This window comes from Ramlibacter tataouinensis TTB310 (genome assembly GCF_000215705.1).
Classification (GTDB): domain Bacteria; phylum Pseudomonadota; class Gammaproteobacteria; order Burkholderiales; family Burkholderiaceae_C; genus Ramlibacter; species Ramlibacter tataouinensis.
The window spans coordinates 181,097-206,719 of record NC_015677.1; the positions used below are offsets into that span (position 1 = coordinate 181,097).

The 25,623-nt window shown below is 71.6% G+C and carries 26 protein-coding genes; 11 read left to right on the forward strand and 15 right to left on the reverse strand.

Annotated features, from left to right (window positions below; translation table 11 throughout):
* Positions 1-5: 5 nt before the first annotated feature.
* The 8 genes from RTA_RS00860 to hpaR all read right to left on the reverse strand — a co-directional run bounded on the left by RTA_RS00860 (position 6) and on the right by hpaR (position 6,559).
* Positions 6-821: an aldolase/citrate lyase family protein gene (locus RTA_RS00860; protein ID WP_013899473.1), complete on the reverse strand. Its 816-nt coding sequence runs from the start codon at positions 819-821 to the stop codon at positions 6-8.
* Between the two features lie 9 nt (positions 822-830).
* Complete coding sequence (gene hpaH / locus RTA_RS00865) at positions 831-1,631, reverse strand: 2-oxo-hept-4-ene-1,7-dioate hydratase (RefSeq protein ID WP_013899474.1); 801 nt, start codon at positions 1,629-1,631, stop codon at positions 831-833.
* A 3-nt stretch (positions 1,632-1,634) separates the two neighbouring features.
* Positions 1,635-2,042 (reverse strand): 5-carboxymethyl-2-hydroxymuconate Delta-isomerase, encoded by a 408-nt coding sequence (locus RTA_RS00870; RefSeq protein WP_013899475.1) that lies wholly within the window; start codon positions 2,040-2,042, stop codon positions 1,635-1,637.
* Positions 2,043-2,050: 8 nt separating this feature from the next.
* A complete protein-coding gene (hpaD, locus tag RTA_RS00875; RefSeq protein ID WP_013899476.1) occupies positions 2,051-2,914 on the reverse strand; it encodes a 3,4-dihydroxyphenylacetate 2,3-dioxygenase in 864 nt (287 codons plus the stop codon).
* 328 nt (positions 2,915-3,242) lie between these two features.
* Positions 3,243-4,700: a 5-carboxymethyl-2-hydroxymuconate semialdehyde dehydrogenase gene (gene hpaE, locus RTA_RS00880; RefSeq protein WP_013899477.1), complete on the reverse strand. Its 1,458-nt coding sequence runs from the start codon at positions 4,698-4,700 to the stop codon at positions 3,243-3,245.
* A 10-nt stretch (positions 4,701-4,710) separates the two neighbouring features.
* Positions 4,711-5,457 carry a fumarylacetoacetate hydrolase family protein gene (locus RTA_RS00885; RefSeq protein ID WP_013899478.1) on the reverse strand — a complete coding sequence of 249 codons (747 nt, stop codon included), beginning with the start codon at positions 5,455-5,457 and terminating at the stop codon, positions 4,711-4,713.
* Positions 5,454-6,065, reverse strand: a complete 612-nt coding sequence (locus tag RTA_RS00890) for a fumarylacetoacetate hydrolase family protein (protein ID WP_013899479.1) — start codon at positions 6,063-6,065, stop codon at positions 5,454-5,456. The genes RTA_RS00885 and RTA_RS00890 overlap by 4 nt, the downstream gene beginning before the upstream one ends.
* Positions 6,062-6,559, reverse strand: a complete 498-nt coding sequence (gene hpaR, locus RTA_RS00895; RefSeq protein WP_049871194.1) for a homoprotocatechuate degradation operon regulator HpaR — start codon at positions 6,557-6,559, stop codon at positions 6,062-6,064. Before hpaR ends, RTA_RS00890 begins: the two co-directional genes overlap by 4 nt.
* A 110-nt stretch (positions 6,560-6,669) precedes the next feature.
* On the opposite strand from hpaR, the gene radA reads away from it, so the two are divergent.
* The 6 genes from radA to waaF all read left to right on the forward strand — a co-directional run bounded on the left by radA (position 6,670) and on the right by waaF (position 11,334).
* Positions 6,670-8,049, forward strand: a complete 1,380-nt coding sequence (gene radA / locus RTA_RS00900; RefSeq protein WP_041674933.1) for a DNA repair protein RadA — start codon at positions 6,670-6,672, stop codon at positions 8,047-8,049.
* Between the two features lie 46 nt (positions 8,050-8,095).
* Positions 8,096-8,566 (forward strand): L,D-transpeptidase, encoded by a 471-nt coding sequence (locus tag RTA_RS00905; protein WP_013899482.1) that lies wholly within the window; start codon positions 8,096-8,098, stop codon positions 8,564-8,566.
* Between the two features lie 25 nt (positions 8,567-8,591).
* Positions 8,592-9,014, forward strand: a complete 423-nt coding sequence (locus RTA_RS00910; RefSeq protein WP_013899483.1) for a hypothetical protein — start codon at positions 8,592-8,594, stop codon at positions 9,012-9,014.
* A gap of 54 nt (positions 9,015-9,068) precedes the next feature.
* Positions 9,069-10,004: a branched-chain amino acid transaminase gene (locus tag RTA_RS00915; protein ID WP_013899484.1), complete on the forward strand. Its 936-nt coding sequence runs from the start codon at positions 9,069-9,071 to the stop codon at positions 10,002-10,004.
* 10 nt (positions 10,005-10,014) lie between these two features.
* The gene (locus RTA_RS00920) at positions 10,015-10,230 is read left to right on the forward strand and encodes a zinc-finger domain-containing protein (protein ID WP_013899485.1); all 216 of its coding nucleotides are present in this window, start codon (positions 10,015-10,017) and stop codon (positions 10,228-10,230) included.
* Positions 10,231-10,329: 99 nt separating this feature from the next.
* A complete protein-coding gene (waaF, locus tag RTA_RS00925) occupies positions 10,330-11,334 on the forward strand; it encodes a lipopolysaccharide heptosyltransferase II (protein ID WP_013899486.1) in 1,005 nt (334 codons plus the stop codon).
* Here waaF and RTA_RS00930 read toward each other — a convergent pair.
* On the reverse strand, positions 11,313-12,173 hold the full coding sequence (locus tag RTA_RS00930) for a LysR family transcriptional regulator (protein WP_041674935.1): 861 nt from the start codon (positions 12,171-12,173) through the stop codon (positions 11,313-11,315). The two genes, waaF and RTA_RS00930, sit on opposite strands and share 22 nt — an antisense overlap.
* Positions 12,174-12,239: 66 nt before the next feature.
* Here RTA_RS00930 and RTA_RS00935 point away from each other — a divergent pair, with 66 nt between their 5' ends.
* Positions 12,240-13,463, forward strand: a complete 1,224-nt coding sequence (locus RTA_RS00935; protein WP_013899488.1) for a YbfB/YjiJ family MFS transporter — start codon at positions 12,240-12,242, stop codon at positions 13,461-13,463.
* Positions 13,453-14,067, forward strand: coding sequence for a carboxymuconolactone decarboxylase family protein (locus tag RTA_RS00940; RefSeq protein ID WP_013899489.1), 615 nt, complete (start codon positions 13,453-13,455; stop codon positions 14,065-14,067). The genes RTA_RS00935 and RTA_RS00940 overlap by 11 nt, the downstream gene beginning before the upstream one ends.
* Before the next feature lie 15 nt (positions 14,068-14,082).
* On the opposite strand, the gene RTA_RS00945 is transcribed toward RTA_RS00940, so the two are convergent.
* The 3 genes from RTA_RS00945 to RTA_RS00955 all read right to left on the reverse strand — a co-directional run bounded on the left by RTA_RS00945 (position 14,083) and on the right by RTA_RS00955 (position 17,480).
* Positions 14,083-15,267, reverse strand: a complete 1,185-nt coding sequence (locus tag RTA_RS00945; RefSeq protein ID WP_013899490.1) for a sensor histidine kinase — start codon at positions 15,265-15,267, stop codon at positions 14,083-14,085.
* Between the two features lie 3 nt (positions 15,268-15,270).
* Positions 15,271-15,996 (reverse strand): response regulator, encoded by a 726-nt coding sequence (locus tag RTA_RS00950; RefSeq protein WP_013899491.1) that lies wholly within the window; start codon positions 15,994-15,996, stop codon positions 15,271-15,273.
* Positions 15,997-16,115: 119 nt separating this feature from the next.
* Positions 16,116-17,480: an AmpG family muropeptide MFS transporter gene (locus RTA_RS00955; RefSeq protein WP_013899492.1), complete on the reverse strand. Its 1,365-nt coding sequence runs from the start codon at positions 17,478-17,480 to the stop codon at positions 16,116-16,118.
* Positions 17,481-17,500: 20 nt separating this feature from the next.
* Here RTA_RS00955 and RTA_RS00960 point away from each other — a divergent pair, with 20 nt between their 5' ends.
* On the forward strand, positions 17,501-18,406 hold the full coding sequence (locus RTA_RS00960; protein WP_013899493.1) for a M48 family metallopeptidase: 906 nt from the start codon (positions 17,501-17,503) through the stop codon (positions 18,404-18,406).
* An 8-nt stretch (positions 18,407-18,414) separates the two neighbouring features.
* On the opposite strand, the gene RTA_RS00965 is transcribed toward RTA_RS00960, so the two are convergent.
* Positions 18,415-19,311, reverse strand: coding sequence for a DMT family transporter (locus tag RTA_RS00965; protein WP_013899494.1), 897 nt, complete (start codon positions 19,309-19,311; stop codon positions 18,415-18,417).
* Positions 19,312-19,357: 46 nt separating this feature from the next.
* On the opposite strand from RTA_RS00965, the gene pyrF reads away from it, so the two are divergent.
* Entirely contained in the window at positions 19,358-20,185 is an 828-nt protein-coding gene (pyrF, locus tag RTA_RS00970) for an orotidine-5'-phosphate decarboxylase (protein WP_193384806.1), read from the forward strand.
* A gap of 101 nt (positions 20,186-20,286) precedes the next feature.
* A complete protein-coding gene (locus RTA_RS00975; protein ID WP_013899496.1) occupies positions 20,287-21,456 on the forward strand; it encodes a DUF4382 domain-containing protein in 1,170 nt (389 codons plus the stop codon).
* A 22-nt stretch (positions 21,457-21,478) separates the two neighbouring features.
* Here RTA_RS00975 and RTA_RS00980 read toward each other — a convergent pair whose 3' ends face one another.
* Together RTA_RS00980 and uvrA are read right to left on the reverse strand one after the other, a co-directional pair.
* Positions 21,479-22,492 (reverse strand): metal-dependent hydrolase, encoded by a 1,014-nt coding sequence (locus tag RTA_RS00980; RefSeq protein WP_013899497.1) that lies wholly within the window; start codon positions 22,490-22,492, stop codon positions 21,479-21,481.
* Positions 22,493-22,502: 10 nt separating this feature from the next.
* Complete coding sequence (gene uvrA, locus RTA_RS00985) at positions 22,503-25,472, reverse strand: excinuclease ABC subunit UvrA (protein ID WP_013899498.1); 2,970 nt, start codon at positions 25,470-25,472, stop codon at positions 22,503-22,505.
* Positions 25,473-25,623 lie beyond the last annotated feature (151 nt).

The window sequence follows — 25,623 nt, forward strand, 5'->3', positions numbered from 1 at the left end:
GCGCCTCAGTAGGTCTGGCCGCCGGCCGCAGCCTGCGGCGCGGCCGCCGACTTGAACCGCGCCGCCAGGGCGCTGGTGCCGCGCGCCAGCAGGTTGGTGTCCAGCCCCACCGCGACGAAGGTGGCGCCCAGCTGCAGGTAGTGCCGCGCCAGGGCCTCGTCGGGCGTGAGGATGCCGGCCGCCTTGCCGGCCCGGGTGATGCGCTGGATCGCGTCCTCGATGGCGGCCTGCACCTCGGGGTGGCCGGGGTTGCCCACATGGCCCAGCGAGGCCGACAGGTCGGCCGGGCCGATGAACACGCCGTCCACGCCGTCGACGGCGGCGATCGCGTCCAGCTCGTCCAGCGCCAGGCGGGATTCGGCCTGCACCAGCAGGCAGACCTGGTCGTTGGCCTCCTGGGGGTAGGCGGTGTAGCGGCCCCAGCGCGAGGCGCGCGCGCCGCCCATGCCGCGCACGCCCAGCGGCGGGTAGCGCAGGCTGCGCACCACCTCGGCCGCCTGGGCCGGGGTGTCCACCATGGGCACCAGCAGGGTCTGCACGCCCAGGTCCAGGTACTGCTTGATCAGCTGCTGGCCGGCGTTGCCGTGGCCCATGGGCACGCGGGCGATGGCATGCGTGCCGGGATAGCCGGCGATGGCCTGGGCCTGCCGCAGGATGCTGCGCAGGTCGTTCGGCGCGTGCTCGCCGTCGATCAGCAGCCAGTCGAAGCCGGCGCCGGCGCAGATCTCGGCCGCCACGGTGTCGGCCAGGCCCAGCCACAGGCCGATCTGCGGACGCTTCTCGGCCAGGGCCTGCTTGAAGGGGTTGATGGGGGTGCGCATGGCGCCTTTTTACGCGAAATGGAACGCGAAGCGGCCCAGCGGGCCGTAGTCGGCCTCGAAGCGGTCGCCCTGCCGGGCGGCGACGGGCCGGGTGAAGGAGCCGGCCAGCACCACCTCGCCGGCTTCCAGGCACTCGCCCCAGGGCGCCAGCTTCATCGCCAGCCAGGCCACGCCGATGGCTGGATGGCCCTGCACGCCGGCGGCCAGGCCGGTCTCCTCGACCACGCCGTTGCACCGCAGGATGGCGCCGCACCAGGGCAGGTCGACCTCGTGCGGATGCACCGGGCGGCCGCCCAGCACGATGCCGGCATTGGCCGCGTTGTCGCTGATGGTGTCCTGCACCTTGCGCATGGCCTTGCTGTGGCGGTCGAACTGCTCGATGCGCGCATCGATGATCTCGACGGCCGGCCGCACGTGGTCGGTGGCGGCCAGCACGTCGTCCACCGTGACGCGGTCGCCCTGCAGCCGGTGCTTGAGCACGAAGGCCAGCTCGACCTCGACCCGGGGTGCGATGAAGCGCCGGGTGGGGAGGGCGCCGGGCTCGAAGAACATGTCGTCCAGCAGGGTGCCGTAATCGGGCTCGTCGATCTGGCTGGCCTGCTGCATGGCGCGCGAGGTCAGGCCGATCTTGTGGCCGCGCACGGTGCGGCCCTCGGCGCGCTTGAGCTGCATCCAGGCGCGCGAGATGGCGTAGCCGTCCTCGATGGTCATGCCGGGAAAGCGCTTGGAGAAATGCTCGACCTGCGTGCGCGATTGCTCGCTGCGGTGCAGTTCGGCCGCGAGCTGGGCGATGAGGTCTTGCGGGAGCATGCGTCAGGCCTTGTTGAATAGCGGGTGCAGGTTGCCGAACTTGCCGTCGTAGACCTGGCCGGGGCTTTCGTCGATCTGCAGGGTCAGGCCCAGCGGGCGGCGCTCGAGCAGCGGGGCGAAGTGGTCCCGGGCTCGCGCCAGCAGCGCATCGCCGGCCTGCTCCCGGGTGGCGTCGGAGCGCCCGGCGCCCATGCGCAGGTTCAGGTAGGCGAAGGCGTAGTCGGCCTTGCCGTCGGCCACCGCATGGTGCGCCGCCGGGTAGGCCAGCACCCGGATGCCGCCGGTGGGGAAGACCTGGCGGCCTTCCTCGTCGCGCACCGCGAGCATGGTGTCGGCCAGCGCGCGGCACAGCGCCGTCATGTCGGTCTCGGCCTCGAGGTTGGGCGTGTAGAGGATGACCAGGTGCGGCATGGCGGTGCTCAGGCCGGCAGAGGCGTCACGGGGAAGATGGCGTTGATCTGCCCCGTGCCCGAGCTGCCGAAGTAGGGCGTGACCACCTCCACCGGCGCCTGGTAGCGGTCCCAGCCCAGCAGGCCCAGCAGCATGGCGGTGTCGTGCATGTCGCCCTCGCCCCAGCACTTGTCGGCGTACATGGGCAGCATGCCGACGAAGGTCTTCCAGTCGCCGGCTTCCCAGAGCGCCACGACGCGGCGGTCGACCTGTTCCAGGAAGGGGTCGTAGACCTTGTGCATGAACTCCGGCGCGTGGCCGTTGTCGGCGAAGTGGTGCGAGAGGGACCCGCTGGCGAACACCGCGACCGTGCCCTCGTACCGCTCCTCGATGGCGCGGCGCACCGCCAGGCCGAAGCGGCCGGACTCGTGAAGGTCGTGCCAGTCGCACCAGCCGCTGACGCTGATCACCTGGTAGTGCCGGTCGCCGTTCATGTAGCGCATCGGCACCAGCGTGCCGTACTCCAGCTCCAGCGTGGTGTCGGAGTGGGCCCGGCTCTTCACGCCCATCTCGTTGGCCATGTCCGCGATCAGGTGCCCCAGCTTGGGGTTGCCCGGGTAGGCGAAGGGCATGTTCTTGATGAAGTGCGGCAGCTCGTTGCTGGTGTACACCCCCTCGAACTTCGGTCCGCAGTTGATGTGGTACTCGCTGTTGACCTGCCAGTGCACGTCGAACACCACGATGGTGTCCACGCCGAGCTGGCGGCAGCGGCGGTCGATCTCGCGGTGGCCCTCGATGGCGGCGGCGCGGCAGCCGAAGTTCGGGCCGGGTTGCTCGCTCAGGTACATCGACGGCACGTGGGTGATCTTGGCGGCGAGGGCTAGGGTTCCCATGTGTCGGCTCCTGTCGCGGTTGTTTGTGGCGCTCCGCGGGTCGGCGTCACGGGGCGCCCGCCTCCGCTCATGTCCCCCGGAATGGGCTTCGCCCATTCCTCCTCCTTTACTTCGCTGCGGCGGACGCCCCGCGCCGCCAACCCGCTCCGAGCGGCTGGCAGGGCGGCATGCCACGCGCGCACCGCAGGATTCGGTGGTTGGGGTGCCCTGCGCAGCGAAGTAAAGGAGGAGGATAGGGCACAGCCCTGTCCGGGGGACATGAGCGGAGCAGGGCACCCCAGCCGCCGGATCCCGCCACCGTGCCGGAACGCGTGCGCCACTTTCACCATCAGACCCCCCACCGCGGAATGTGGTGCGACCCCAGCGACACCGCCACGTTCTTCGGCTCCAGGAACACCTCGTAGCTCCAGGTGCCGCCCTCGCGTCCCGTGCCCGAGGCCTTGGTGCCGCCGAAAGGCTGGCGCAAGTCTCTTACGTTCTGGCTGTTGACGAAGCACATGCCGGCCTCGACGGCGGCGGCCACCCGGTGCGCGCGGCCGATGTTCTCGGTCCAGACGTAGCTGGACAGGCCGTAGGCGATGTCGTTGGCGATGCGGATGGCGTCGGGCTCGTCCCGGAACGGGATCAGGCAGGCCACCGGGCCGAAGATCTCGTCCTGGGCGATCCTCATGCGGTTGTCCACGTCGGCGAACACGGTGGGCATGACGTAGTTGCCCTTCTTCACCCGGTCGGGCAGCAGCGGCGCATCGAGCCCGCCGCACAGCAGCATGGCGCCTTCCTTCGGCCCCAGCTCGATGTAGCTGCGCACCTTGGCCAGGTGGGCCTGCGAGATCATGGGACCGATGATGGTCTTCTCGTCCAGCGGGTCGCCCACGGTGATGCGCCCGGCCCGCTCCACGAACTTCTGCACGAAGTCGGCGTAGATGGACTGCTGCACCAGGATGCGGCTGCCGGCCGTGCAGCGCTCGCCGTTGTTGGAGAAGATCATGAAGACGGCGGCATCCAGCGCGCGCGCCAGGTCGGCGTCGTCGAAAACGACGAAGGGCGACTTGCCGCCCAGCTCCATGCTGAACTTCTTCAGGCCCGCCTGCTGGACGATGCGGTTGCCGGTGGCCGTGGAGCCGGTGAAGGAGATGGCGCGCACGTCCGGGTGCCGCACCAGCGGCTCGCCCGCCTCCCTGCCCCAGCCGTGCACGATGTTGAGCACGCCCGGCGGGATGCCGGCCTCCAGCGCCAGCTCGCCCAGGCGCGCGGCGGTCAGCGGCGACAGCTCGCTCATCTTCAGCACCGCCGTGTTGCCGAAGGCCAGGCAGGGCGCGACCTTCCAGGTGGCCGTCATGAAAGGCACGTTCCAGGGCGAGATCAGCGCGCACACGCCCACCGGGTGGAACAGCGTGTAGTTGAGGTGCGTCTCGGTCGGGTAGGTGTGGCCGTCCACCCGCGTGCACATCTCGGCGAAGTAGTGGAAGTTGTCGGCCGCGCGCGGCACCAGCTGCTTGCCGGTCTGGGCGATCACCTGGCCGGTGTCGTCGGTCTCGGTGCGGGCGATCGCGGGCACGTGGGCGGCGACCAAGTCGCCCAGCCTGCGGATCAGCCTGGCGCGCTGCGGCGCGGGCATTCCCGCCCAGGCAGGGAAGGCGGCCTTGGCGGCCGCGACGGCGGCCTGCACCTCGGCCTCGCCGCCCGACGCCACCTCGGCCAGCACCTCCTGCGTGGCCGGGTTCACGGTGGGGAAGTAGTCGCGGCCGGCCTGCGCCTTGCCGCCGATCAGGTGGTCGATCTTCATGGAGGCGGGTTCATTCGATGGTGTTCTCGAGGGCGCCCAGGCCCTCGATCTCGGTGACGACCACGTCGCCGGGCCGGCAGTCCACCACGCCGTCGGGCGTGCCGGTGAGGATCAGGTCGCCGGGCTGCAGGGTCATGAAGCTGGAGAAGTACTCGACGAGGAAGGGCACGTCGAAGATCATGTCCCGGGTATGGCCGGACTGCGTGAGCTTGCCGTTCACCGTGGTGCGCAGGGCCAGGTTCATCGGGTCCGGCACGTCCGCGCGATCCACCAGGAAGGGCCCCAGCGGCGTGGCGCCGTCGCGGTTCTTCACCCGCAGGTTGGGCCGGTACCAGTTCTCCAGGTAGTCGCGGATGGCGTAGTCGTTGGCCACCGTGTAGCCGGCGATGAAGTCGTAGGCGTCGCCGCGGCGCACCTTTTTGGCCGTGCGGCCGATCACCACCGTGAGCTCGCACTCGTAGTGCATGAACCGGACGTCGGGCGGGCGGCGGGTGCGCTGGCGGTGGCCATTGAGCGCGCGCTCGCCCTTGAGGAAGACCAGCGGCTCCTCGGGTGCCTTGAAGGCCAGCTCCTTGGCGTGGTCGGCGTAGTTCAGGCCCAGGGCCAGGATGGTGCGCGGCTGCGGCACCGGCGCCACCGGCGGCAGCCAGGTGACGGCATCGAAGCCCACGCTGCGACCGTCGGCCAGCAGCAGCCGGCCGTCCCGCTCGACGGCGGGCTGGACGCGGCCTTCATGCACGACACGGGCTTGCTTCATGAGGCCTGCGCCACCAGGGTGTTGGACAGGGTGCCCAGCGCCGGCGAGTGCAGCTCGACGCGGTCGCCGGCGCGGGCGCGCGGACGCGGCGCGTCGCAGCCCAGCAGCAGCACGTCGCCCTCGCCCAGGGTCATGAAGCCGGCCACGTCCGCCAGCAGGTTGGCCGGCGCGCGCACCAGCGCGTCGAAGCGCACCGTCTGGCGCAGCTCGCCGTTGATGCGCACCTCGATCCGCAGGGTCGCCGGGTCGGCCGGGCGCACCTGCAGCCCGACGCCCAGGAAGCCGTCCAGGCACTTGAACTTCACGGGCGGGCGGAAGAAGCTGGCGTGCGGGAGGGACAGGTCGTTCATCAGCACGCAGCCGGCGACCTCGGTCGCGTTCTTCATCACCATGCCGAGCGTGGCGCCGATCTCGACGTCCGCCACCCCGGGCGGCAGCGCGATCGCCGCGCCATGCGGGCTGAAGGTGTTGGCCGTCTTGACGTACAGCACCGGCGCCCGGGGCGGCGCCTTGTAGGGCGCCTGGTCCATCTGCGGGCGCAGGGCCTCGAACTCGCTGCGGAAGTTCAGCAGCGTGCCGTACACCGTGCCGCGGGGTAGATAGCTCATGCCGGTGCCTCCGCCTGCGGCGCCGCGCCATTGCGCCGCGAAGGACGCCCCGGGCCGGCGCCGGGCTGCTCCAGCTCGATCAGCTCGTCCAACAGCCGGTAGAGCTGCTGGAGCTTGGCCTTGCCCAGGGTGGCTTCCATCCACTGGTAGTGCGCCTCGACGGCGTGCGAGAGCTTGTCCACCAGCTTGCGGCCCTTGGCCGTGGCCTCCACCACGGTGCGCCGCTGGTCGGCCGGGTCGCGCTCGCGCCGGATCAGGCCGTCGCGCTCCATGCGCGCCAGCACGCCGGTGAGGCTGGGCCCCAGGATGAACGCCTCGCGCGCCACCCGGCCGGTCTCCACCGTGCCGTGCTCGCCCAGCACCCGCAGCACCCGCCACTGCTGGTCCGACAGCCCGTGCTCGCGCAGGCGCGGCCGGTTGTGGGCCATGACGGCTTCGCGCGCCTGCAGCAGCAGGCGGGGGAGGTTGCGGTGGGCGAAGGGGGTGGTGCTCATGGCTAATTGATTAACATATTAAATGTTTCCGCGGCGCCGGGCAAATCCGCGCAAACCGCGCGGGCGGTGCGGCTCGGTTGAATCGGCACGGGCTGCCTACACTTGCGGTCATGGCCAAGGACAAGACGATCTACAGCTGCACCGAATGCGGCGGCAGCACCCCCAAGTGGCAGGGCAAATGCCCGCACTGCAACGCCTGGAACACGCTGGTGGAGACGGTGCCGGAGGGCGCGGCGGGGCCGGGCCGCAACCGCTTCGCCGCGCTGGCGTCGACTTCCGAGCTCGCGGTGCTGGCCGACATCGAGGCCGCCGACGTGGCGCGCACGCCCACCGGCATAGCCGAGCTGGACCGGGTGCTGGGCGGCGGCATCGTCGAGGGCGGCGTGGTGCTGATCGGCGGCGACCCCGGCATCGGCAAGTCCACGCTGCTGCTGCAGGCGCTGGACGGGCTGCAAAGGGCCGACGTGCCCTCGCTGTACGTCACCGGCGAGGAGTCGGGCGCACAGGTGGCGCTGCGCTCGCGCCGGCTCGGGCTGGACAACTCGCAGGTGAAGGTGCTGGCCGAGATCCAGCTGGAGAAGATCCTGGCGACGCTCAACGCCGCCCGGCCTGCGGTGGCCGTGATCGACTCCATCCAGACCGTCTACTCCGACCAGCTCACCTCGGCGCCTGGCTCGGTGGCGCAGGTGCGCGAATGCGCGGCGCACCTCACGCGCGCCGCCAAGGCCAGCGGCACCAGCGTGGTGCTGGTGGGCCACGTGACCAAGGAAGGCGCCCTGGCCGGCCCGCGCGTGCTGGAGCACATGGTGGACACCGTGCTGTACTTCGAGGGCGACACCCATTCCAGCTTCCGCCTGGTGCGCGCCATCAAGAACCGCTTCGGCGCCGTCAACGAGATCGGCGTGTTCGCCATGACGGAAAAGGGCCTCAAGGGCGTCGCCAACCCCAGCGCGATCTTTTTGTCGCAGCACGCCGAGCCGGTGCCGGGCAGCTGCGTGCTGGTCACGCTGGAGGGCACGCGCCCCATGCTGGTGGAGATCCAGGCCCTGGTGGACAGCGGCGGCCCCAGCCCGCGCCGCCTGTCGGTGGGCCTGGAGCGCGACCGCCTGGCCATGCTGCTGGCGGTGCTGCACCGCCACGCCGGCGTGGCCTGCATGGACCAGGACGTGTTCGTCAACGCGGTGGGCGGGGTGCGCATCAGCGAGCCGGCGGCCGACCTGGCGGTCATGCTGGCCATCACCTCGTCCTTGCGCGGCAAGCCCCTGCCCAAGGGCTTCATCGCCTTCGGCGAGGTCGGCCTGGCCGGCGAGGTGCGCCCCGCGCCGCGCGGCCAGGAGCGGCTGCGCGAGGCGGCCAAGCTCGGTTTTTCCGTCGCCGTGGTGCCCAAGGCCAACGCGCCCAAGAAAGGCAGCCGCGAGTTGGAAGGGCTGACCATCCACCCGGTGGAACGCATCGAGCAGGCGATGGACGTGGTGCGGGGTTTGGCATGAGGAGCTGGGCCAAGGTGGGAGGCGGCTTGCTATGGGTGGTTTGAGGATGTTGATCTCCATAGCGGATCAGAGCTTGCGACTGGTCGGGCCGGATGGAACTGATCGCATCTATCGGGTGTCCACGGCTGCGAATGGCGCCGGCTGCCGCTCAGGCAGTTTCTGCACGCCCATCGGCCGCCATCGTGTCCGGCTCAAGATCGGCGACGGCTGCCCCGTCGGCACCGTGTTCCGGCGCCGCCGCGCCACCGGGGAAATCTATGACGGCGAGCTGGGGCGGCGCTTTCCGGGCCGCGACTGGGTGCTCACGCGCATCCTGTGGCTGGACGGCCTGGAGCAGGGCGTGAACCGCGGCGGCGAGGTCGACACCCTGCGCCGCTTCATCTACCTCCACGGCACCCCCTACGAGCAGGACATCGGACAGCCCGTGTCGCATGGCTGCATCCGGGTCGGCGCCGCCGACCTGGTGGAGATCTTCGACGCGGTGACGGTGGGCGCCGAAGTCCTCATCAGCCCCTGAGGCCGCGTGCATCGACAATCGCTCCATGAACCTGCGCAAGATCGTCCTGCCCATCGCCGGCGCGGCCATCGTCTTCGGCGCCTGGCGTGCCTACGGCTGGCAAGGTGTGGCCTTCGCCGTCAGCGTCCTGGTGCTGTGGGTGCTGCTGCATTTCACCCGGCTGATGGCGGTGCTCAAGCGCGCCGCCGACCGGCCGGTGGGCTGGGTCGCCAGCGCGGTGATGCTCAATGCCAAGCTGCGCCCCGGCGTGAACCTGCTGCACGTGGTGGCGCTGACGCGTTCGCTGGGCCAGCAGCTCTCGCCCAAGGACCAGCAGCCCGAGGTGTTCCGCTGGACAGACAACGGCGGCTCGCACGTGACCTGCGAATTCACCGGCGGCAAGCTGGCGAGCTGGTCGCTGTACCGCCCGCCGGCCGAGGCCGGCGATGTACCGGCGGACGCCCGGTAAAATCTCGCGTTTGCTGCCGCTGTTGCTGCTGACCCCGAGCAAAGGACGAGAGACATGAGCGTTGTACCTTCCCTGGCCGACCGAGACGGCAAGATCTGGATGGACGGTGAGATGGTCGACTGGCGCAACGCCAAGATCCACGTCCTGACCCACACCCTGCACTACGGCTGCGGCGCCTTCGAGGGCGTGCGCGCCTACAAGACCGCCAAGGGCACGGCCATCTTCCGCCTGCAGGAGCACACCGAGCGCCTGTTCAACAGCGCCAAGATCCTGCGCATGCAGCTGCCCTTTTCCAAGGAGGAGGTCAACGAGGCGCAGAAGGCCGTGGTGCGCGCCAACAAGCTGGACAGCTGCTACCTGCGGCCGCTGGCCTGGATCGGCTCCGAAAAGCTGGGCGTCAGCCCCAAGGGCAACCAGATCCACCTGATGGTGGCCGCCTGGGCCTGGGGCGCCTACCTGGGCGAGGAAGGCCTCAAGCGCGGCATCCGGGTCAAGACCTCCAGCTACACCCGGCACCACGTCAACATCACCATGACCCAGGCCAAGGCGGTGTCCAACTACACCAACTCCATCCTGGCCAACATGGAGGCGGTGGACGACGGCTACGACGAGGCGCTGCTGCTGGACAGCTCGGGCTTCGTCAGCGAAGGTGCCGGCGAGAACGTCTTCGTCATCAAGGGCGGCGTGGTCTACACGCCCGACCTGTCGGCCGGCGCGCTCAACGGCATCACGCGCAACACCGTGTTCCACATCTGCAAGGACCTCGGCATCGAGATCGTGCAGAAGCGCATCACCCGCGACGAGGTCTACATCGCCGACGAGGCCTTCTTCACCGGCACCGCCGCCGAGGTCACGCCCATCCGCGAGCTGGACCGGGTGCCGATCGGCGCCGGCTCGCGCGGCCCGGTGACCGAGAAGATCCAGTCGGCCTTCTTCGACATCGTGAACGGCCGCAATCCCCAGTACGCCCACTGGCTGACCGCCGTCTGAACTCCCTGCCATGACCACTGCCGCCCCCAAGAAGAAGGAAGCCGTCGTCGAGCTGCTGGCCAAGGACCTGAACGCCAACGGCGGCATCTTCTGCCCCAGCCCCAGGGCCGACATGAAGCTGTGGAACAGCCACCCGCGCATCTACCTGGACGTGGCGCGCAGCGGCGAGGCCAAGTGCGCGTACTGCGGCACGGTCTACAAGCTGAAAGCCGGCGAAAGGCTTTGACCCCCCCGAAGCGGCCTGCGGCCGCCTCCCCCCGAGGGGGCGCCACCAGCGGCCCGGCAAAGCCGGTTCCGCGGTGGCCGCTTGAACAGGCAGGCTTCCATGGCTGAATCACTTGTCATCGCGCCGCAGTGGATCGGCGACGCGGTGATGACCGAACCGCTGCTGCGGCGCCTGCAGGCTCGCGGCGAGCGGCTCACCGTCGGCGCCGTGCCCTGGGTGGCGCCGGTGTACCGGGCCATGCCGCAGGTGGCCGAGGTCATCGAGTTCCCGTTCCAGCACGGCGGCCTGCAGCTCGGCGCGCGGCGCCGGCTGGCGCGGCAGTTCCAGGGGCGTTTCGACACCGCCTACGTGCTGCCCAATTCGCTCAAGAGCGCGCTGCTGCCCTTCCTGGCCGGCATCCCGCAGCGCGTGGGCTACCTGGGCGAGGCCCGGGTGGGGCTGCTCACGCACCGGCTGAAGAACCCGGGGAACAAGCCGCCCATGGTGGCCTTCTATTCGGCGCTCAGCGGGCAGACGGAGGGCCTGGCCCAGGACCGTCCGGCGTTGCGGCTGCCGCCGCAGGCCATGGAGGCCGTGCTGGCGGCCCATGGCCTGGCGCCGCGGTCCTACCTGGTGTTCGCGCCGGGGGCCGAGTTCGGGCCGTCCAAGCGCTGGCCCGAGCGCCATTACGCCGCGCTGGCCGCGGACCAGCCACTGCCGGTGCTGCTGCTCGGCTCCGGCAAGGACGCAGCCGTGTGCGAGGCCATCGCGCGGGACGGCGGCGCGCACTGCCGAAACCTGGCCGGCCGGACCTCGCTGGCCGACGCGTTCGCGCTGATCGCGGGCGCGCGCGCCATGGTCAGCAACGACTCGGGACTGATGCACGTGGCGGCGGCATTCGGCATCCCGCAGGTCGCGCTGTTCGGCTCCTCCAGCCCGCTGCACACGCCGCCGCTGAACGACAGCGCCCGGGTGGTCTGGCTCAAGGACGACCCGCACTACCAGCCGCCGCTGGAGTGCGCGCCCTGCTTCCAGCGCGAGTGCCCACTGGGCCATCACCGCTGCCTGGAGGACGTGGCCCCCGCGCGCGTGGCCGGGCTGCTTCAGGCGGCCAGCAGGTCCTGAAGCCGCTGCAAGGCGGTGGACGGATCGCCGTGCCACACCAGATGGGTGCGGTTGCGCCGCACCCGGGCAGGCAGCTCGTGCTGCCGCACGTCGCTGGCGGCGCGCAGCGCCAGCAGCAACGACCGGGGCACGATGGCGAAGCCGGTGCCGGCCGCCACGCAGGCGATCATCGCCTGGTAGGACGCGAACTCCAGGGTGCGCGCCGGCATCACGGCCGAGGCGCCCAGCCAGTCCTCCAGCCGCTTGCGATAGGAGCAGCCGGAGGCGAAGGCGATCAGCGTCAGCCCGGCCAGGTCGCGCGCCTGGCGCACGGCAGCCACGTCCTTGCCGGTCACCAGCACCAGTTCCTCCTCGAACACCGGCAGGGCCTGCAGTCCGGGCGCGGTGAACGGCTCCGAGACGAAGGCCGCCTCCAGCTCGAAGTTCGCGACCCGCTGCAGCAGCGCGCCGGTGGTGCCGGTGGCCAGCTCGACCACCACGCCGGGGTACAGCTGGTGGAAGCGCGACAGCAGCGGCGCCAGGCGGCTGCCGGCGGTGCTCTCCAGGGAGCCCACGCGCAGCACGCCCCTGGGCCGGCCGGTGCGCAGCTCGCTCTCGGCCTCGTCGGCCAGGCGGAACAGGCGCTGGGCGTACGACAGCAGCAACTCGCCCTCGGGCGAGAGCACCAGCGAGCGGCCCTGCCGGCGGAACAGCGGCCGGCCCAGGCGCTGCTCCAGCTGCTTGATGCGCGTGGTCACGTTGGACTGCACGCGGCCGAGCTTGCCGGCCGCGCGCACCACGCCGCCTTCCTGCACCACGGTGCGGAAGATCTCCAGCGAGTCCAGATCGATGCTTCTCACAGCGAGAACGGAAGACCAGATTTATTCATTTGTGCGCTGCGCCGATTCTGGATGTAATGCCGGGCCATGGCAAACAAGGACGACGCCCCCTCTGCCGCGCTGCCCGGCGCCGCCGCCATCGGCCTGGCCGGCGCCCTGTCGCTGGCGGTGGCCATGGGCATCGGCCGCTTCGCCTTCACGCCGCAGCTGCCGCTGATGATCCAGGGCGGCCAGCTCGACGTGGCCGGCGGCGGCTGGCTGGCCGCCGCCAACTACGCCGGCTACCTGGCCGGCGCGCTGACGGCCTCGCGCCTGCCGCTGCGGCCGGCGCGGCTGGCGGTGGCGGCGCTGATGCTGACGGTGGTGCTGACCGCCGCCATGGCCTTGCCGCTGCCGGTGCCAGCCTGGGCCGCGTTGCGCCTGGCCGCGGGCGTGGCCAGCGCCTGGGCCTTCGTCGCCACCAGCGTCTGGTGCCTCAATGCGCTGGCGCGGCACGGCTCCACCGGCTGGGCCAGCGCGCTGTACGCGGGCGTGGGCAGCGGCATCGCGCTGGCCGGGCTGTACTGCCTGGCGGGCGGTGTGCTGCAGGTCGGCGCGGCGGCGCTGTGGTGGCAGCTGGGCCTGCTGGCCCTGGTGCTGACCGTGCCGGTGCTGGCTGTGCTGCGGCGCCTGCCGGCGGCGCCCGCGGCCGCGCCGATCGCCGGTCCGACCGCCGGCGGCACGGCGCCGGTACGCACCGGTGGCCTGGTGCTGAGCTATGGCCTGTTCGGCTTCGGCTACATCCTGCCCGCCACCTTCCTGCCGGTGCTGGCGCGCGGCGTGGTCGACGACCCGCGGCTGTTCGGGCTGGCCTGGCCGGTGTTCGGCCTGACCGCCGCCGTGTCGGCGCCGCTGGCCGGCTGGTGGCTGCGGCGCGCCTCGCGGCTGCAGGTCTGGGCCGTGTCGCAGGCGCTGATGGGCCTGGGCGTGCTGCTGCCCAGCCTGTGGCTGGCCGGCTGGTCCATCGCCTTGTCGGCCCTGCTGGTGGGCGGCACCTTCATGGTCGCCACGCTGGCCGGGGTGCAGGAGATCCGCGTCCGCGCCGGCGCCGACGCGGCGCGCGCCGTGGCCCGCATGACCACCGCCTTCGCCCTGGGGCAGATCGCCGGGCCGGTGGTGTCCAACCTGCTGCTGCGCTGGTCCGGCCCGGGCGCCGCCGGCAGCCTCGACCTGGCGCTGCAGCTGGGCGCCGCCGGCCTGCTGGGCAGCGCCTTCTGGCTGTGGCGCGCCCACGCCCCACCCCTTACCAAGGAGATGACCCATGTCCACTGACTTTCCGCCGCGCGTGGCGCAAGGCTCGACCCAGCCCTGGCGCGAGCGCCTGCCCCTGCCTGCGGCCGACCGCATGGACGAAGCCCAGCGCCGCGCCGCCCAGGCCCTGATCGATGGCCCGCGCAAGGGCGTGTACGGCCCCTTCCTGCCGCTGCTGCGCAGCCCCGAGCTGATGGACCGCGTGGCCCGGGTCGGCGAGTACCTGCGCTTCGACGGCGTGCTGGCGCCGCGCATCCGCGAGCTGGTGACCTGCGCCGCGGCGCGCCACGTGAGCAACCAGTTCGAGTGGCTGATGCATGCACCGCTGGCGCGCCAGGCCGGCGTGGCCGAGGCCACCCTGGAGGCGCTGCGCCAGGGCGCCCGCCCGCGCGGCCTGCCGGCCGACGAGGAGGCGGCGCTGGACTTCGTGCAGGAGATGCTGCGCCAGCACGGCAGCAGCGAGCCGGCCTACGCGGCCGCGCTCCAGGCCTTTGGCGAGCAGGGCGTGGTGGAGCTGGCCACGCTGGCCGGCTACTTCGTCATGGTCTCCTGGGTGATGAACGTGGCCCACACCCCGCCGCTGGCCGGCGCCCAGGGCGAGCCGCTGCCGGCGTTCCCGCTCTAGGACAGACCCTAGGCCTCAGGGCTGCCGGCGCGGCAGGCGCAGCACGAAGCAGGCGCCGCCGCCGGGCGCGTCCTCGCACACCGCCCGACCGTGGTGGCGCTGGGCGATGGAGCGCACCAGGGCCAGCCCCAGGCCGACGCCGCCTTCGCGTTCGCTGGCGCCCGGCAGGCGGTAGAACGGCTCGAAGATGCGCTCGCGCTGGTCCGGCGGCACGCCCGGCCCCTGGTCGCGCACGCGCACCACCATGTCGCCGCCGGCCGGCGCCACCTCGACCTGCACCGGACCGTCGGCATAGCGCCGCGCGTTCTCCAGCAGGTTGCGGATGGCCCGGCGCAGCAGCTTGGCCACCCCCTCGACCACGAAGGGGCCGCTGCCCTCGGTGACCAGCTCGGCGCCGGCACGCGCCGACTCCTCGGCCGCCAGGCCGGCCAGGTCCACCGGCTCCGGCGTGCCGACGTCGGTGGCCCGGGCATCGAGCCGGCTGGCCAGCAGGATCTCGTCGATCAGCTGGTCGAGCTCGGCGATGTTGCGGGTGATCTCGGCCTTGGCGGCCGGCGAGTCGCCGCCCATCAGCTCGATGCCCATGCGGATGCGCGCCAGCGGCGAGCGCAGCTCGTGCGAGGCGTTGGCCAGCAGCGACTTGTGGCTCTTGATCAGGGTCTCCAGCCGCTCGGCCGCGTGGTTGAAGCGGCGCGCCAGGAAGGCCGCCTCGTCCGAGCCCGACTCGTCCACCCGCACGGCCAGGTCGCCCTCGCCCCAGCGTTCGACGCCGCGGCGCAGCGACTCCAGCCGCTGGGTCAGCCGGCGGATGATGGGGTAGCTGCCGATCACCACCGCCAGCGCCATGATGCCCAGCATCCACAGCAGGCCCGAGGTGCCGCGCGCCCAGGGGCGCGAGGGCGGGCCCTCGCCGGGCGAGCGGGTGCGCGGCGGGATCTGGACCACCAGCGTGCGGCCGTCGTTCATCGCGACCTCGAACTCCACGCCCTGGCCGGGCGTGCGCACCGGCCGCGTGCGGGCCTGGCCCAGCACCTGGCCCGAGGCGTCGTCGCGGATGATCACGTCGCGCATGGGCGCCTGCTGGTTGTTCATGCGCCAGAGCCAGCCGAAGGCCACGGTGATGATCGCGACCGCCGCGATCACCGCCAGCCACAGGCGCAGGTAGAGCGGAAAGCGCCAGCTTCCTTGCCAGGCGGCCATCGGTCAGTCTTGCTGCTTGGCGAACACGTAGCCCACGCCGCGCACGGTGAGGATGCGCTTGGGGTTCTTGGGGTCGGCCTCGATGGCGGCGCGGATGCGGCCCATGTGCACGTCGATCGAGCGGTCGAAGGCCTCCAGCTCGCGGCCGCGCACCGCCTCCATGATCTGGTCGCGCGTGAGCACCCGGCCGGCGCGCTCGGCCAGCGCCACCAGCAGGTCGAACTGGTAGGAGGTCAGGTCGCAGGGCTGCTCCATCACGGAGACCATGCGGGCGTCGCGGTCGATCTCCAGCGTGCCGAAGCGCATCACCTTGGCCGCCGGCGGCGTGCCCTCGCCACCACGCCGGCGCAGGATGGCGCGGATGCGCGCCAGCAGCTCGCGCGGCTCGAACGGCTTGGGCAGGTAGTCGTCGGCGCCGATCTCCAGGCCGACGATGCGGTCCATGGGGTCGCCCTTGGCGGTGAGCATCAGCACCGGCACGCTGCCCAGTTCGCCCGGCAGGGCGCGCACCCGGCGGCACACCTCTAGGCCGTCCATGTCGGGCAGCATCAGGTCCAGCAGGACCAGGTCGGTGCGGCCGGCCGGGCCGGGCTCCTGCAGCAGCGCCAGGCCCGCCTTGGCATCGATGGCATGGGTCACGCGAAAGCCCGAGCGCTCGAGGTATTCGCCCACCATCTGCGCAAGGCGGGCATCGTCTTCGATCATCAGGATGTGCTGCATGGCTGCCATGGTACTGAGTCGTCCCGCGAGCGGTAAGACCGGTGCCGCCATGGTGGGCGCGGCGCATCACGGCCGCGCCAAGCGCCGGTAAAAGTTCGGTAAACGCCGCGCCGGCGCGACGCCGGCGCTCAGCGCGGGCCGGCCGCGGGCCGGGCCTGGACGCGGCTGGCCAGGGCCACCAGCAGCAGCACCGGCACGCCCAGCGCCGCCGTCCAGGTGAAGAAGCTGGGGTAGCCGAAGGCGTCCACGAAGGCGCCGGAATAGCCCGCCAGGAATTTGGGCAGCAGCAGCATGATGGAGCTGAACAAGGCGTACTGGGTGGCCGAGTAGCTGATGTTGGTCAGGCTGGACAGGTAGGCGATGAAGGCGGCCGAGGCGATGCCCGAAGCCAGGTTGTCGGCGGAGATCACGAAGACCAGGCCGGTGAGGTCGTGCCCGCGCGAACCCAGCCAGGCGAACAGCAGGTTGCTGCCGGCGCTGAGCACGGCGCCCAGCATCAGCACCCGCATCACGCCCAGGCGCAGCGCCAGCACGCCACCGAGGAAGGCGCCTGCCAGCGTCATCACCACGCCGTAGACCTTGGTCACGGCCGCGACCTCGTCCTTGGTGTAGCCCATGTCCACGTAGAACGGGTTGGCCATGATGCCCATCACCACGTCGCTGATGCGGTAGACGGCGATCAGCGCCAGGATCAGGGCGGCCTGCCAGCGGTAGCGGCGCACGAAGTCGGCGAAGGGCTCCACCACGGCGGAGCGCAGCCACTCGGCCGCGTTGCGGGCCGGCGGCAGCTCGCGCCGCGCCGGCTCGGGCGACAGCAGCACCGTGAAGATGCCCACCGCCATCGAGGCCGCCATCACCAGGTAGGCCGCCTGCCAGGCGCCGTGCTGGTAGGCGAGGGCGCCGGGCATGGCGGCCGGCACCTCGGCCCGCGCGGCGATCCACAGCACGCCGGCGCCCGACCAGATCATCGCCAGCCGGTAGCCGGTCTGGTAGGCCGCGGCCAGCGCGGCCTGACGCTCGGTGCCGGCCGACTCGATGCGGAAGGCGTCCAGCGCGATGTCCTGCGTCGCCGAGCCGAAGGCCACCACCAGGGCGCACAGCACCACCGCCTGCAGCGCGGTGCGCGGATCGTTCAGCGCCATGCCCAGCAGGCCGGCCACGATGGCGGCCTGCGACAGCAGCAGCCAGCCGCGCCGGCGCCCCAGCCGCCGCGTGAGCAGGGGCAGGGGCAGCCGGTCCACCAGCGGCGCCCAGGCCCACTTGAAGCCGTAGGCCAGGCCCACCCAGGACAGGTAGCCGATGGTGGTGCGGTCGATGCCGGCCTCGCGCAGGCGGAAGCTCAAGGTGCCCAGCACCAGCAGCAGCGGCAGCCCGGCCGAGAAGCCCAGGAAGAGCATGCGCAGGCTGGCGGGCTCCAGGTAGACCCGCAGCGACTGGCCCCAGCTGGCGGCGGGGCGTATGGTCCGAGTCGGGGATATGGTGTTGTCTGACATGGCCGAGGTGTGGCCTCATTATGATTGGCGGCATGTGCCAGCTCTGCTACGCAGCCGCCAACGGAGACGCATCCTTGCATGCGCCGGCGCACGCGCCGGCCAAATCCTCGCCCTGGCAGCCGCGCCGCGCCTTCCTGCTGGCCGCGGGAACCGCTGCAGCTGCTCCGGTGCTGGGCCAGGTGAGGGTGGACGATCCGTCCCGCCTGCGCACCCTGATCCCGGCCGAGGAGCTGGAGCAGGCGGCCACCAAGGAATACGCCCAGATGCTGGCGCAGGCGCGCCAGCAGGGCGCCCTGGCGCCGGAGAACCATCCGCAGCTGCAGCGGCTGCGCGCCATCGCCGCGCGCATCATCCCGAACAGCACCCAGTGGAACAGCCGGGCCCGGCAGTGGCGCTGGGAGGTCAACCTGATCGGCAGCAAGCAGATCAACGCCTTCTGCATGCCCGGCGGCAAGATCGCCTTTTTCACCGGCATCCTGGACCGGCTGCAGCTGTCCGACGACGAGGCCGCCATGGTCATGGGCCACGAGGCGGCGCATGCACTGCGCGAGCACGCGCGCGAGCGCATCGCCAAGACCCAGGGCACGGGCATCGGCCTGTCGGTGATCGGCCAGCTGCTGGGGCTGGGCCAGCTGGGCGAGGTGGCGGCCAACCTGGGCACGCAGCTGCTGTCGCTGCGCTTCTCGCGCGAGGACGAGATCGAGGCCGACCTGGTCGGCCTGGAGCTGGCCGCCCGCTCGGCCTTCCAGCCACAGGCGGCGGTGAGCCTGTGGCAGAAGATGGGCCAGGCCTCTGGCGGCGGCAACGGCGGGCCGGCTTTCCTGTCCACCCACCCCACCGGGCCCGACCGCATCCGGCGCCTGCAGGAGAACATCCCGCGGGTGCAGGGGCTGTACCAACAGGCGGCGGCGCAGGTGCGGCGGTAGCGGTTGCTTCAGCCGGAGCTGGCAAGAGCCGGCCGCGCCGGCCACAACACCGACCCGATCGCCACCACCATCAGCCCCACGGCCGCCCAGTCCTGCCAGTGCAGGCGCTCGCCCAGCCACAGCGCGCCGCTGAACACGCCCAGCACCGGGATGAACATCACGCTCAGGGTCGAGGCCACCGGCGGCAGGCCGCGCGCCAGGGTGAACCAGGCGGCCTGTGCGAAGCCGAAGATCAGCACCGCGTTGTAGGCGATGGCCCAGGCGGCGGGCGCATTGGGCCTGCGCCACCGCGTGCCCTCGAACACCAGCGCGAGCACGGTGATGGCCACGGCGGTCAGCACGGTCATCCAGAAGGCCAAGGCCAGCGTGGGCACGGGCAGGCGCGTACGGCGCAGCAACTGCGTGCCCAGCGCCCAGGTCGCGGCGGCCACCAGCGCCAGCCCCACGCCCGCGGGCCGGCCGGCCAGGCCGGTCAGCTCGTGCCACAGCAGCAGCACCACGCCGAGCGCGGCGGCGCCCACGCCCAGCCAGGCGCGGCCGGACAGGCGCGTCGAGAACAGCAACGCGCCGATCACCGCCGAGAAGATGGGCATGGTGTAGCCCAGGATCGCCGCGCGCCCGCCGGACAGGGTGCGCAGCGCCAGGATGATGCAGACGTGCCAGACCAGCATGTTGGCGGCCGTCAGCCACAGCAGCTCGGGCCAGTGCCGGCGCGGCAGGCCGAACGGCACCTTGAGCACCACCAGGGCCAGGGCCAGCAGCGGTAGCCCCAGCCACATGGACATCGCGCGAAAACCCAGGGGCGGGTACTCGGTGACGCCCAGCTTCATCACCGGCCAGTTCAGGCCCCAGGCCAGGGTGAGCAGCACCAGGAGGACGGCTTGTTGGCGGCTGAGCGTGGGCATGGCGGCGATTGTCCCTGGGGCAGGACCGGTTCTTACAATCGCCGCCATGACCTTCACCGAGATGCTGCTGGCGGCGCAGCGGCGCAACGGCTCGCTGTTGTGCGTGGGCCTGGACCCGGAGCCCGCCCGGTTCCCGGGCGCCTTGCGCGGCGATGCCGGCCGCATCTACGACTTCTGCGCGCGCATCGTCGATGCCACGGCCGACCTGGCGATCGCCTTCAAGCCGCAGATCGCCTACTTCGCGGCGCACCGGGCCGAGGCGCAGCTGGAGCGCCTGATGGAACACCTGCGCCGCACGGCGCCCCAGGTGCCGGTGATCCTGGACGCCAAGCGCGGCGACATCGGCTCGACCGCCGAACAGTACGCCAGGGAAGCCTTCGAGCGCTACGGCGCCGACGCGGTGACCCTGTCGCCCTTCATGGGCTGGGATTCGGTGCAGCCCTACCTGAAGTACGAAGGCAAGGGCGCCTTCCTGCTGTGCCGCACCTCCAACCCGGGCGGCGACGACCTGCAGAACCAGCGCCTGTCCTCCGTGCCGGGCGAGCCGCTGCTGTACGAGCACGTGGCGCGGCTGGCCCAGGGCCCCTGGAACCTCAATGGCCAGCTGGGCCTGGTGGTGGGCGCCACCTACCCGCAGGAGATCGAGCGGGTGCGCCAGGTCGCGCCCACCGTGCCGCTGCTGATCCCGGGCGTGGGTGCCCAGGGCGGCGACGCGTCGGCGACGGTGAGAGCCGGCTGGCGCCAGGACGGTCCCATCGTGGTGAACTCGTCGCGCGCCATCCTGTATGCGAGCCCGGGGGACGACTTCGTGGCGGCGGCCCGCCGTGTCGCCAGCGCCACGCGCGAGACGCTGGCCGCGGCCTTGCCTGAGTAGCTTGGACCTAAGCTGTAACTAAACCGTAGCGTCAGAGACGCTTGGTTACTGGATGGGAAATCGTCCCACCTACATTGAAGAGCTTCCAAGAGGAGGCTCTGATGAACAACAAGTCCTTGAAGCTCCGCGGCGGCGCTGCAGCCGTCGTGCTGGCAGCCCTGGCCGCCTGCGGCGGCAGTGACGATGGCGCCACCGGCACGCTGCTGCTGTCGTTGACCGACGCGCCGGCCTGCGGCTACGACAAGGTCCACGTCACGGTGGAGAAGATCCGGGTCCACCGGTCGGGTTCGGCGGCCGAAGGCGAAGGCGGCTGGTCCGAGATCACACTGGCCGCGCCCAAGCGCATCGACCTGCTGTCGCTGACCAATGGCGCGCTGGAAGACCTGGGCCAGGTGTCGCTGCCGGCCGGCAGGTACACCCAGCTGCGCCTGGTGCTGGCCGAGAACCGGGGCGCGACGCCGCTGGCCAATGCCGTGCTGCCCAGCGGCAGCACCACCGAGGTGCCGCTGGCCACGCCCAGCGCCCAGCAGTCCGGGCTGAAGGTCAAGGTCGACATGGACGTGGCCGCGGGCCGGACCTCCGGCTTCGTGATCGATTTCGACGCCTGCAAGTCCATCGTCGCCACCGGTGCCGGGGGCTACCTCCTCAAGCCGGTGCTGCGCGTGATGGCGCGCACCGCCAACGGCGTGTCGGGCGTGGTGGAGCCGGCCATCGCCAACGGCAGCACCACCGTGTCGCTGCAGAAGGACGGCGTGGCCGTGCGGTCCACGGTGCCCGCCGCCGACGGCAGGTTCCTGCTGCAGCCGGTGGAGCCGGGGACCTACACCCTGGTGCTCACGGCGCCGGACCGCGCCACCGCCGTGGTTCGCAACGTGGTGGTGACGGCCGATGCGGTGGTCACCCTGAACAACTCGGCGCCCCTGGCGCTGGACACCTCGGCCAGCGGCACGCTGTCGGGCACGGTTACTACCGGCACGACCCCGGTGGACGCCACGGTCCGCGCCCTGCAGGCGCTGACCGGCGGCCCCCGCATCGAGCTCGTGTCCAGGCCGGCCGACGGCGCCACCGGCGCTTTCAGCTACCGCGTGCCGGTGGCCGCGCCCCAGGTCGCCAGCTATGCCGCCGGCGGCAGCACGCTGACCTTCGCCGCGGACAGCGGCGCGGCCGGCCGGTACGGCCTGGAGGCGACGAGCGGCACCAGCAGCAAGGCCGCCGGGCCGTTCACCCTGGGCGCCAACGGCGCGGCGACGGCCAGCTTCACCTTCCCCTGAGGTGATGCGGTGCGCCGCCGCCTCAGCGCGGCGGCGGCACGTCCTGCCCGCGCAGGCGCTGCCACAGCCAGGCCAGGCCGCGCGGCAGGTCGCCGCGCGAGCCGATGTTCTCGGGCGTGACCGGTACCCAGCGCCCGTCGTCACCGCGGCGCGCCACCTCGAAGGTGAAGATGTAGCTCGGCTCCTGGCCCATGCGCAGGTCCACGATCAGCGCTGAGCCCCCCTGCTCCTGCATCTTGTAGAAGCCGTGCGAGAACCAGGCGATGCGCTGCACCGCCCAAAGGTCGTCCAGGGCCGCCTTCAGCGCCGGCTGCCGGTCGTGGCGCTGGAAGCGGATGGTGCGTTCCGGGTCGAGCAGCGAGTAGTAGCCCTCCTCGAAGCCGTCCTCGCGCATCGCCACCACGCGCCACAGCACGGTGTTGAAGGCGGTGGGCGTGACCAGCAGCTGCCGGGCGGGCGTGCCGCGCGCCGCCAGCGTCTGCTCGGCGATGCCGCGCACGTGCCACTGCGCCAGCGCGGTCCAGGCCAGGTAGGCGGTCGACAGGAACAGGCCCCAACGGTTCCAGTTCAGGCCGGCCGCATCGCCGCGCCACGCCAGCGCCGCGACCACGCCCGCCAGCAGCGGCAGCGTGTACAGCGGGTCGATGATGAAGATGCTGCCCACGCCGAAGGGATGGTCCGAGAACGGCTGCAGCAGCTGCGTGCCGTACACCGTCATGGTGTCCAGCAGCGGATGGGTCACCAGCGCCAGCCACATCGCCAGCCACCAGCGCCTGAAGTGCTGGCGTTCGCCGTGCAGCCGGCTGGCCAGCGCGGCCAGCAGCGGCGCCCCCAGCGTCAGCCAGAACAGGCTGTGGCTCGCCGCGCGGTGCAGCGTCATGTTGCGCACCGCGTCGCCATGGTCGATCAGCGCGTCCAGGTCGGGCAGGGTGCCGGCGATGCCGCCCCACAGCGCGGCTTTCCATACGGCCGTGCGGCGGCCCATGACGGCGACGCCGACGGCGGCACCGAGGGCGAGTTGTGACAGCGAGTCCATGCGCCGGAGGCTACAGCAGCCGGCTGAGGTAGCGGCCCGTGTGGCTTTGGGGATGGGCGGCCACCTGCTCCGGCGTGCCGGCCGCCACCACGGTGCCGCCGCCGGCGCCGCCCTCCGGGCCCATGTCGATCACCCAGTCGGCCGTCTTGATCACGTCCAGGTTGTGCTCGATCACCACGATGGTGTTGCCGGCGTCGCGCAGCTGGTGCAGCACGCGCAGCAGCAGCTCGGTGTCGGCGAAGTGCAGGCCGGTGGTGGGCTCGTCCAGGATGTAGAGCGTGCGCCCGGTGTCGCGCTTGGACAGCTCCAGCGCCAGCTTGACCCGCTGCGCCTCGCCGCCCGACAGCGTGGTGGCCGCCTGGCCGAGCTTGACGTACGACAGCCCCACGTCCAGCAGCGTCTGCAGCTTGCGCGCGATGGCGGGCACGGGCTTGAGGAACTCGTGGGCGTCCTCCACCGTCATGTCCAGCAGCTGGGCGATGTTGCGCCCCTTCCACTGCACCTCCAGCGTCTCGCGGTTGTAGCGCTGACCGCGGCAGACGTCGCAGGGCACGTAGACGTCGGGCAGGAAGTGCATCTCCACCTTGACCACGCCGTCGCCCTGGCAGGCCTCGCAGCGCCCGCCGGCCACGTTGAACGAGAAGCGCCCCGGCCCGTAGCCGCGCTCCTTGGCCGTGGTGGTGTCGGCCATCAGCTCGCGGATGGGCGTGAACAGCCCGGTGTAGGTGGCCGGGTTGCTGCGCGGCGTGCGGCCGATCGGCGACTGGTCGACGTTGATCACCTTGTCGAAGTGCTCGATGCCGTCGATCTCGTCGTGCGGCGCCGGCTCGTCGTGGGCGCGGTACAGCTGGCGCGCCACCGCCGCGTACAGCGTGTCGTTGACCAGGGTGGACTTGCCCGAGCCCGAGACGCCGGTCACGCAGGTGAGCAGGCCCACCGGGATGTCGACGTCCACGCCCCGGAGGTTGTTGCCGTGCGCGCCGGCGATGCGCAGCCGCTGCACCTCGCCCGGCTTGCCGCCCGGCGCCGGCAGCCAGGGCGTGCGCCGCGGCGGCACCGCGATCTTCAGCGTGCCGGCCAGGTAGCGGCCGGTGAGCGAGGCCTCGCTGGCCTGCACCTCGTCCGGCGTGCCCTGGGCCATCACCTGGCCGCCGTGCACGCCGGCGCCCGGGCCCATGTCGACCACGTGGTCGGCGGCGCGGATCATGTCCTCGTCGTGCTCGACCACCAGCACGCTGTTGCCCAGGTCGCGCAGGTGCTTGAGCGTGGCGATCAGCCGGTCGTTGTCGCGCTGGTGCAGGCCGATGCTGGGCTCGTCCAGCACGTACATCACGCCGGTCAGGCCCGAGCCGATCTGGGACGCCAGGCGGATGCGCTGGGCCTCGCCGCCGGACAGGGTGTCGGCGCTGCGGTCCAGGCTCAGGTAGTTCAGGCCCACGTCGTTGAGGAAGCGCAGGCGGTTGCCGATCTCGCGCACCACCTTGTCGGCGATCCCGGCCTTGGCGCCCTGCAGCCGCAGGCCATGGAAATACGCCAGGCATTCGCGCAGCGTGGCGCGGCCGATCTCGTAGATGGCGCGGGCCTGGTCGCCCTCGCCGATCTTCACGTGCCGCGCCTCGGTGCGCAGCCGGGTGCCGGCGCATTCGGGGCAGGGCTGCAGGCTGCGATAGCGCGCCAGTTCCTCGCGCACCGCCGGCGAGTCGGTCTCCCGGTACCGCCGCGCCATGTTGGGCAGGATGCCCTCGAAAGGATGCTTCTTGCTGACCTTGCGGCCGGCCGACGCGCCCGACTCCATGACGTAGCTGAACTTGATCTCCTCCTCGCCCGAGCCCTGCAGGATGGCCTGCTGCACCGCCGGCTTGAGGTTCTCGAAGGGCTCGTCCACGCTGAAGCCGTAGTGCCGGGCCAGGCTCTCGACCAGGCTGAAGTAGTAGGCGTTGCGGCGGTCCCAGCCCTTGATGGCGCCGGAGGCCAGCGACAGCGAGGGGAAGGCCACCACGCGCTGCGGGTCGAAGAACTCCAGCTGTCCCAGGCCGTCGCAGGACGGGCAGGCACCCACCGGCGAGTTGAAGGAGAACAGGCGCGGCTCCAGCTCGCTGATCGACCAGTGGCAGACCGGGCAGGCGAAGCGGGCGTTGAACAGGTGCTCGGTGCCGCCGTCCATCTCCAGCGCCATGGCCCGGCCCTCGGCCAGGCGCAGCGCGGCCTCGAAGCTCTCGGCCAGGCGCTGCTGCGCCTCCGGGCGCACCTTCAGGCGGTCGATCACCACGTCGATGTCGTGCTTCTCCGTCTTCTTGAGCTTGGGCAGGGCGTCGGCCTCGACGACCTGGCCGTTGACCCGGAAGCGCACGTAGCCCTGGGCCTGCATCTGCGCGAACACGTCGCCGAACTCGCCCTTGCGCTCGCGCGCCACCGGCGCCAGCACCATGAGCTTCGTGTCCGAGGGCAGCGCCAGGACCGTGTCGACCATCTGCGAAACGGTCTGGGACGACAGCGGGATGTCGTGGTTGGGACAGTACGGTGTGCCGGCCCGCGCGAACAGCAGGCGCAGGTAGTCGTGGATCTCGGTCACCGTGCCGACGGTGGAGCGCGGGTTGTGGCTGGTGGCCTTCTGCTCGATCGAGATGGCTGGCGACAGGCCCTCGATCAGGTCCACGTCCGGCTTGTCCATCAGCTGCAGGAACTGCCGGGCATAGGCCGACAGGCTTTCCACGTAGCGGCGCTGCCCCTCGGCATACAGCGTGTCGAAGGCCAGCGAGGACTTGCCCGAGCCCGACAGCCCGGTGATCACCACCAGCTGGTTGCGCGGCAGGTCGAGGTCGACGTTCTTGAGGTTGTGCGTGCGCGCGCCGCGGATGGCGATGCGCTGCTGCTGCAGGGCCGCGGCCAGGTAGGTGCCGCCTTCGCTGCGCTGCAGGTGGTGGCTGTCGGCGGAAGAGTTCAAGCGGGTGCGGGGCTCGGCAGGGAAACCCGCCATCATAGGTCGGCCGCACCGGCGCCCGGAAGGGCCGGCTCGGGCAATCCCCGACAATGCGGCGTTTGCCAGGCTTTTCAAGCGGCCCGCCCTTGCCGCGTCCTTCCGTGACCTCCCGCCCCATCCCCCATCCCCGCGCCGCCGCCCAGGCCCACCG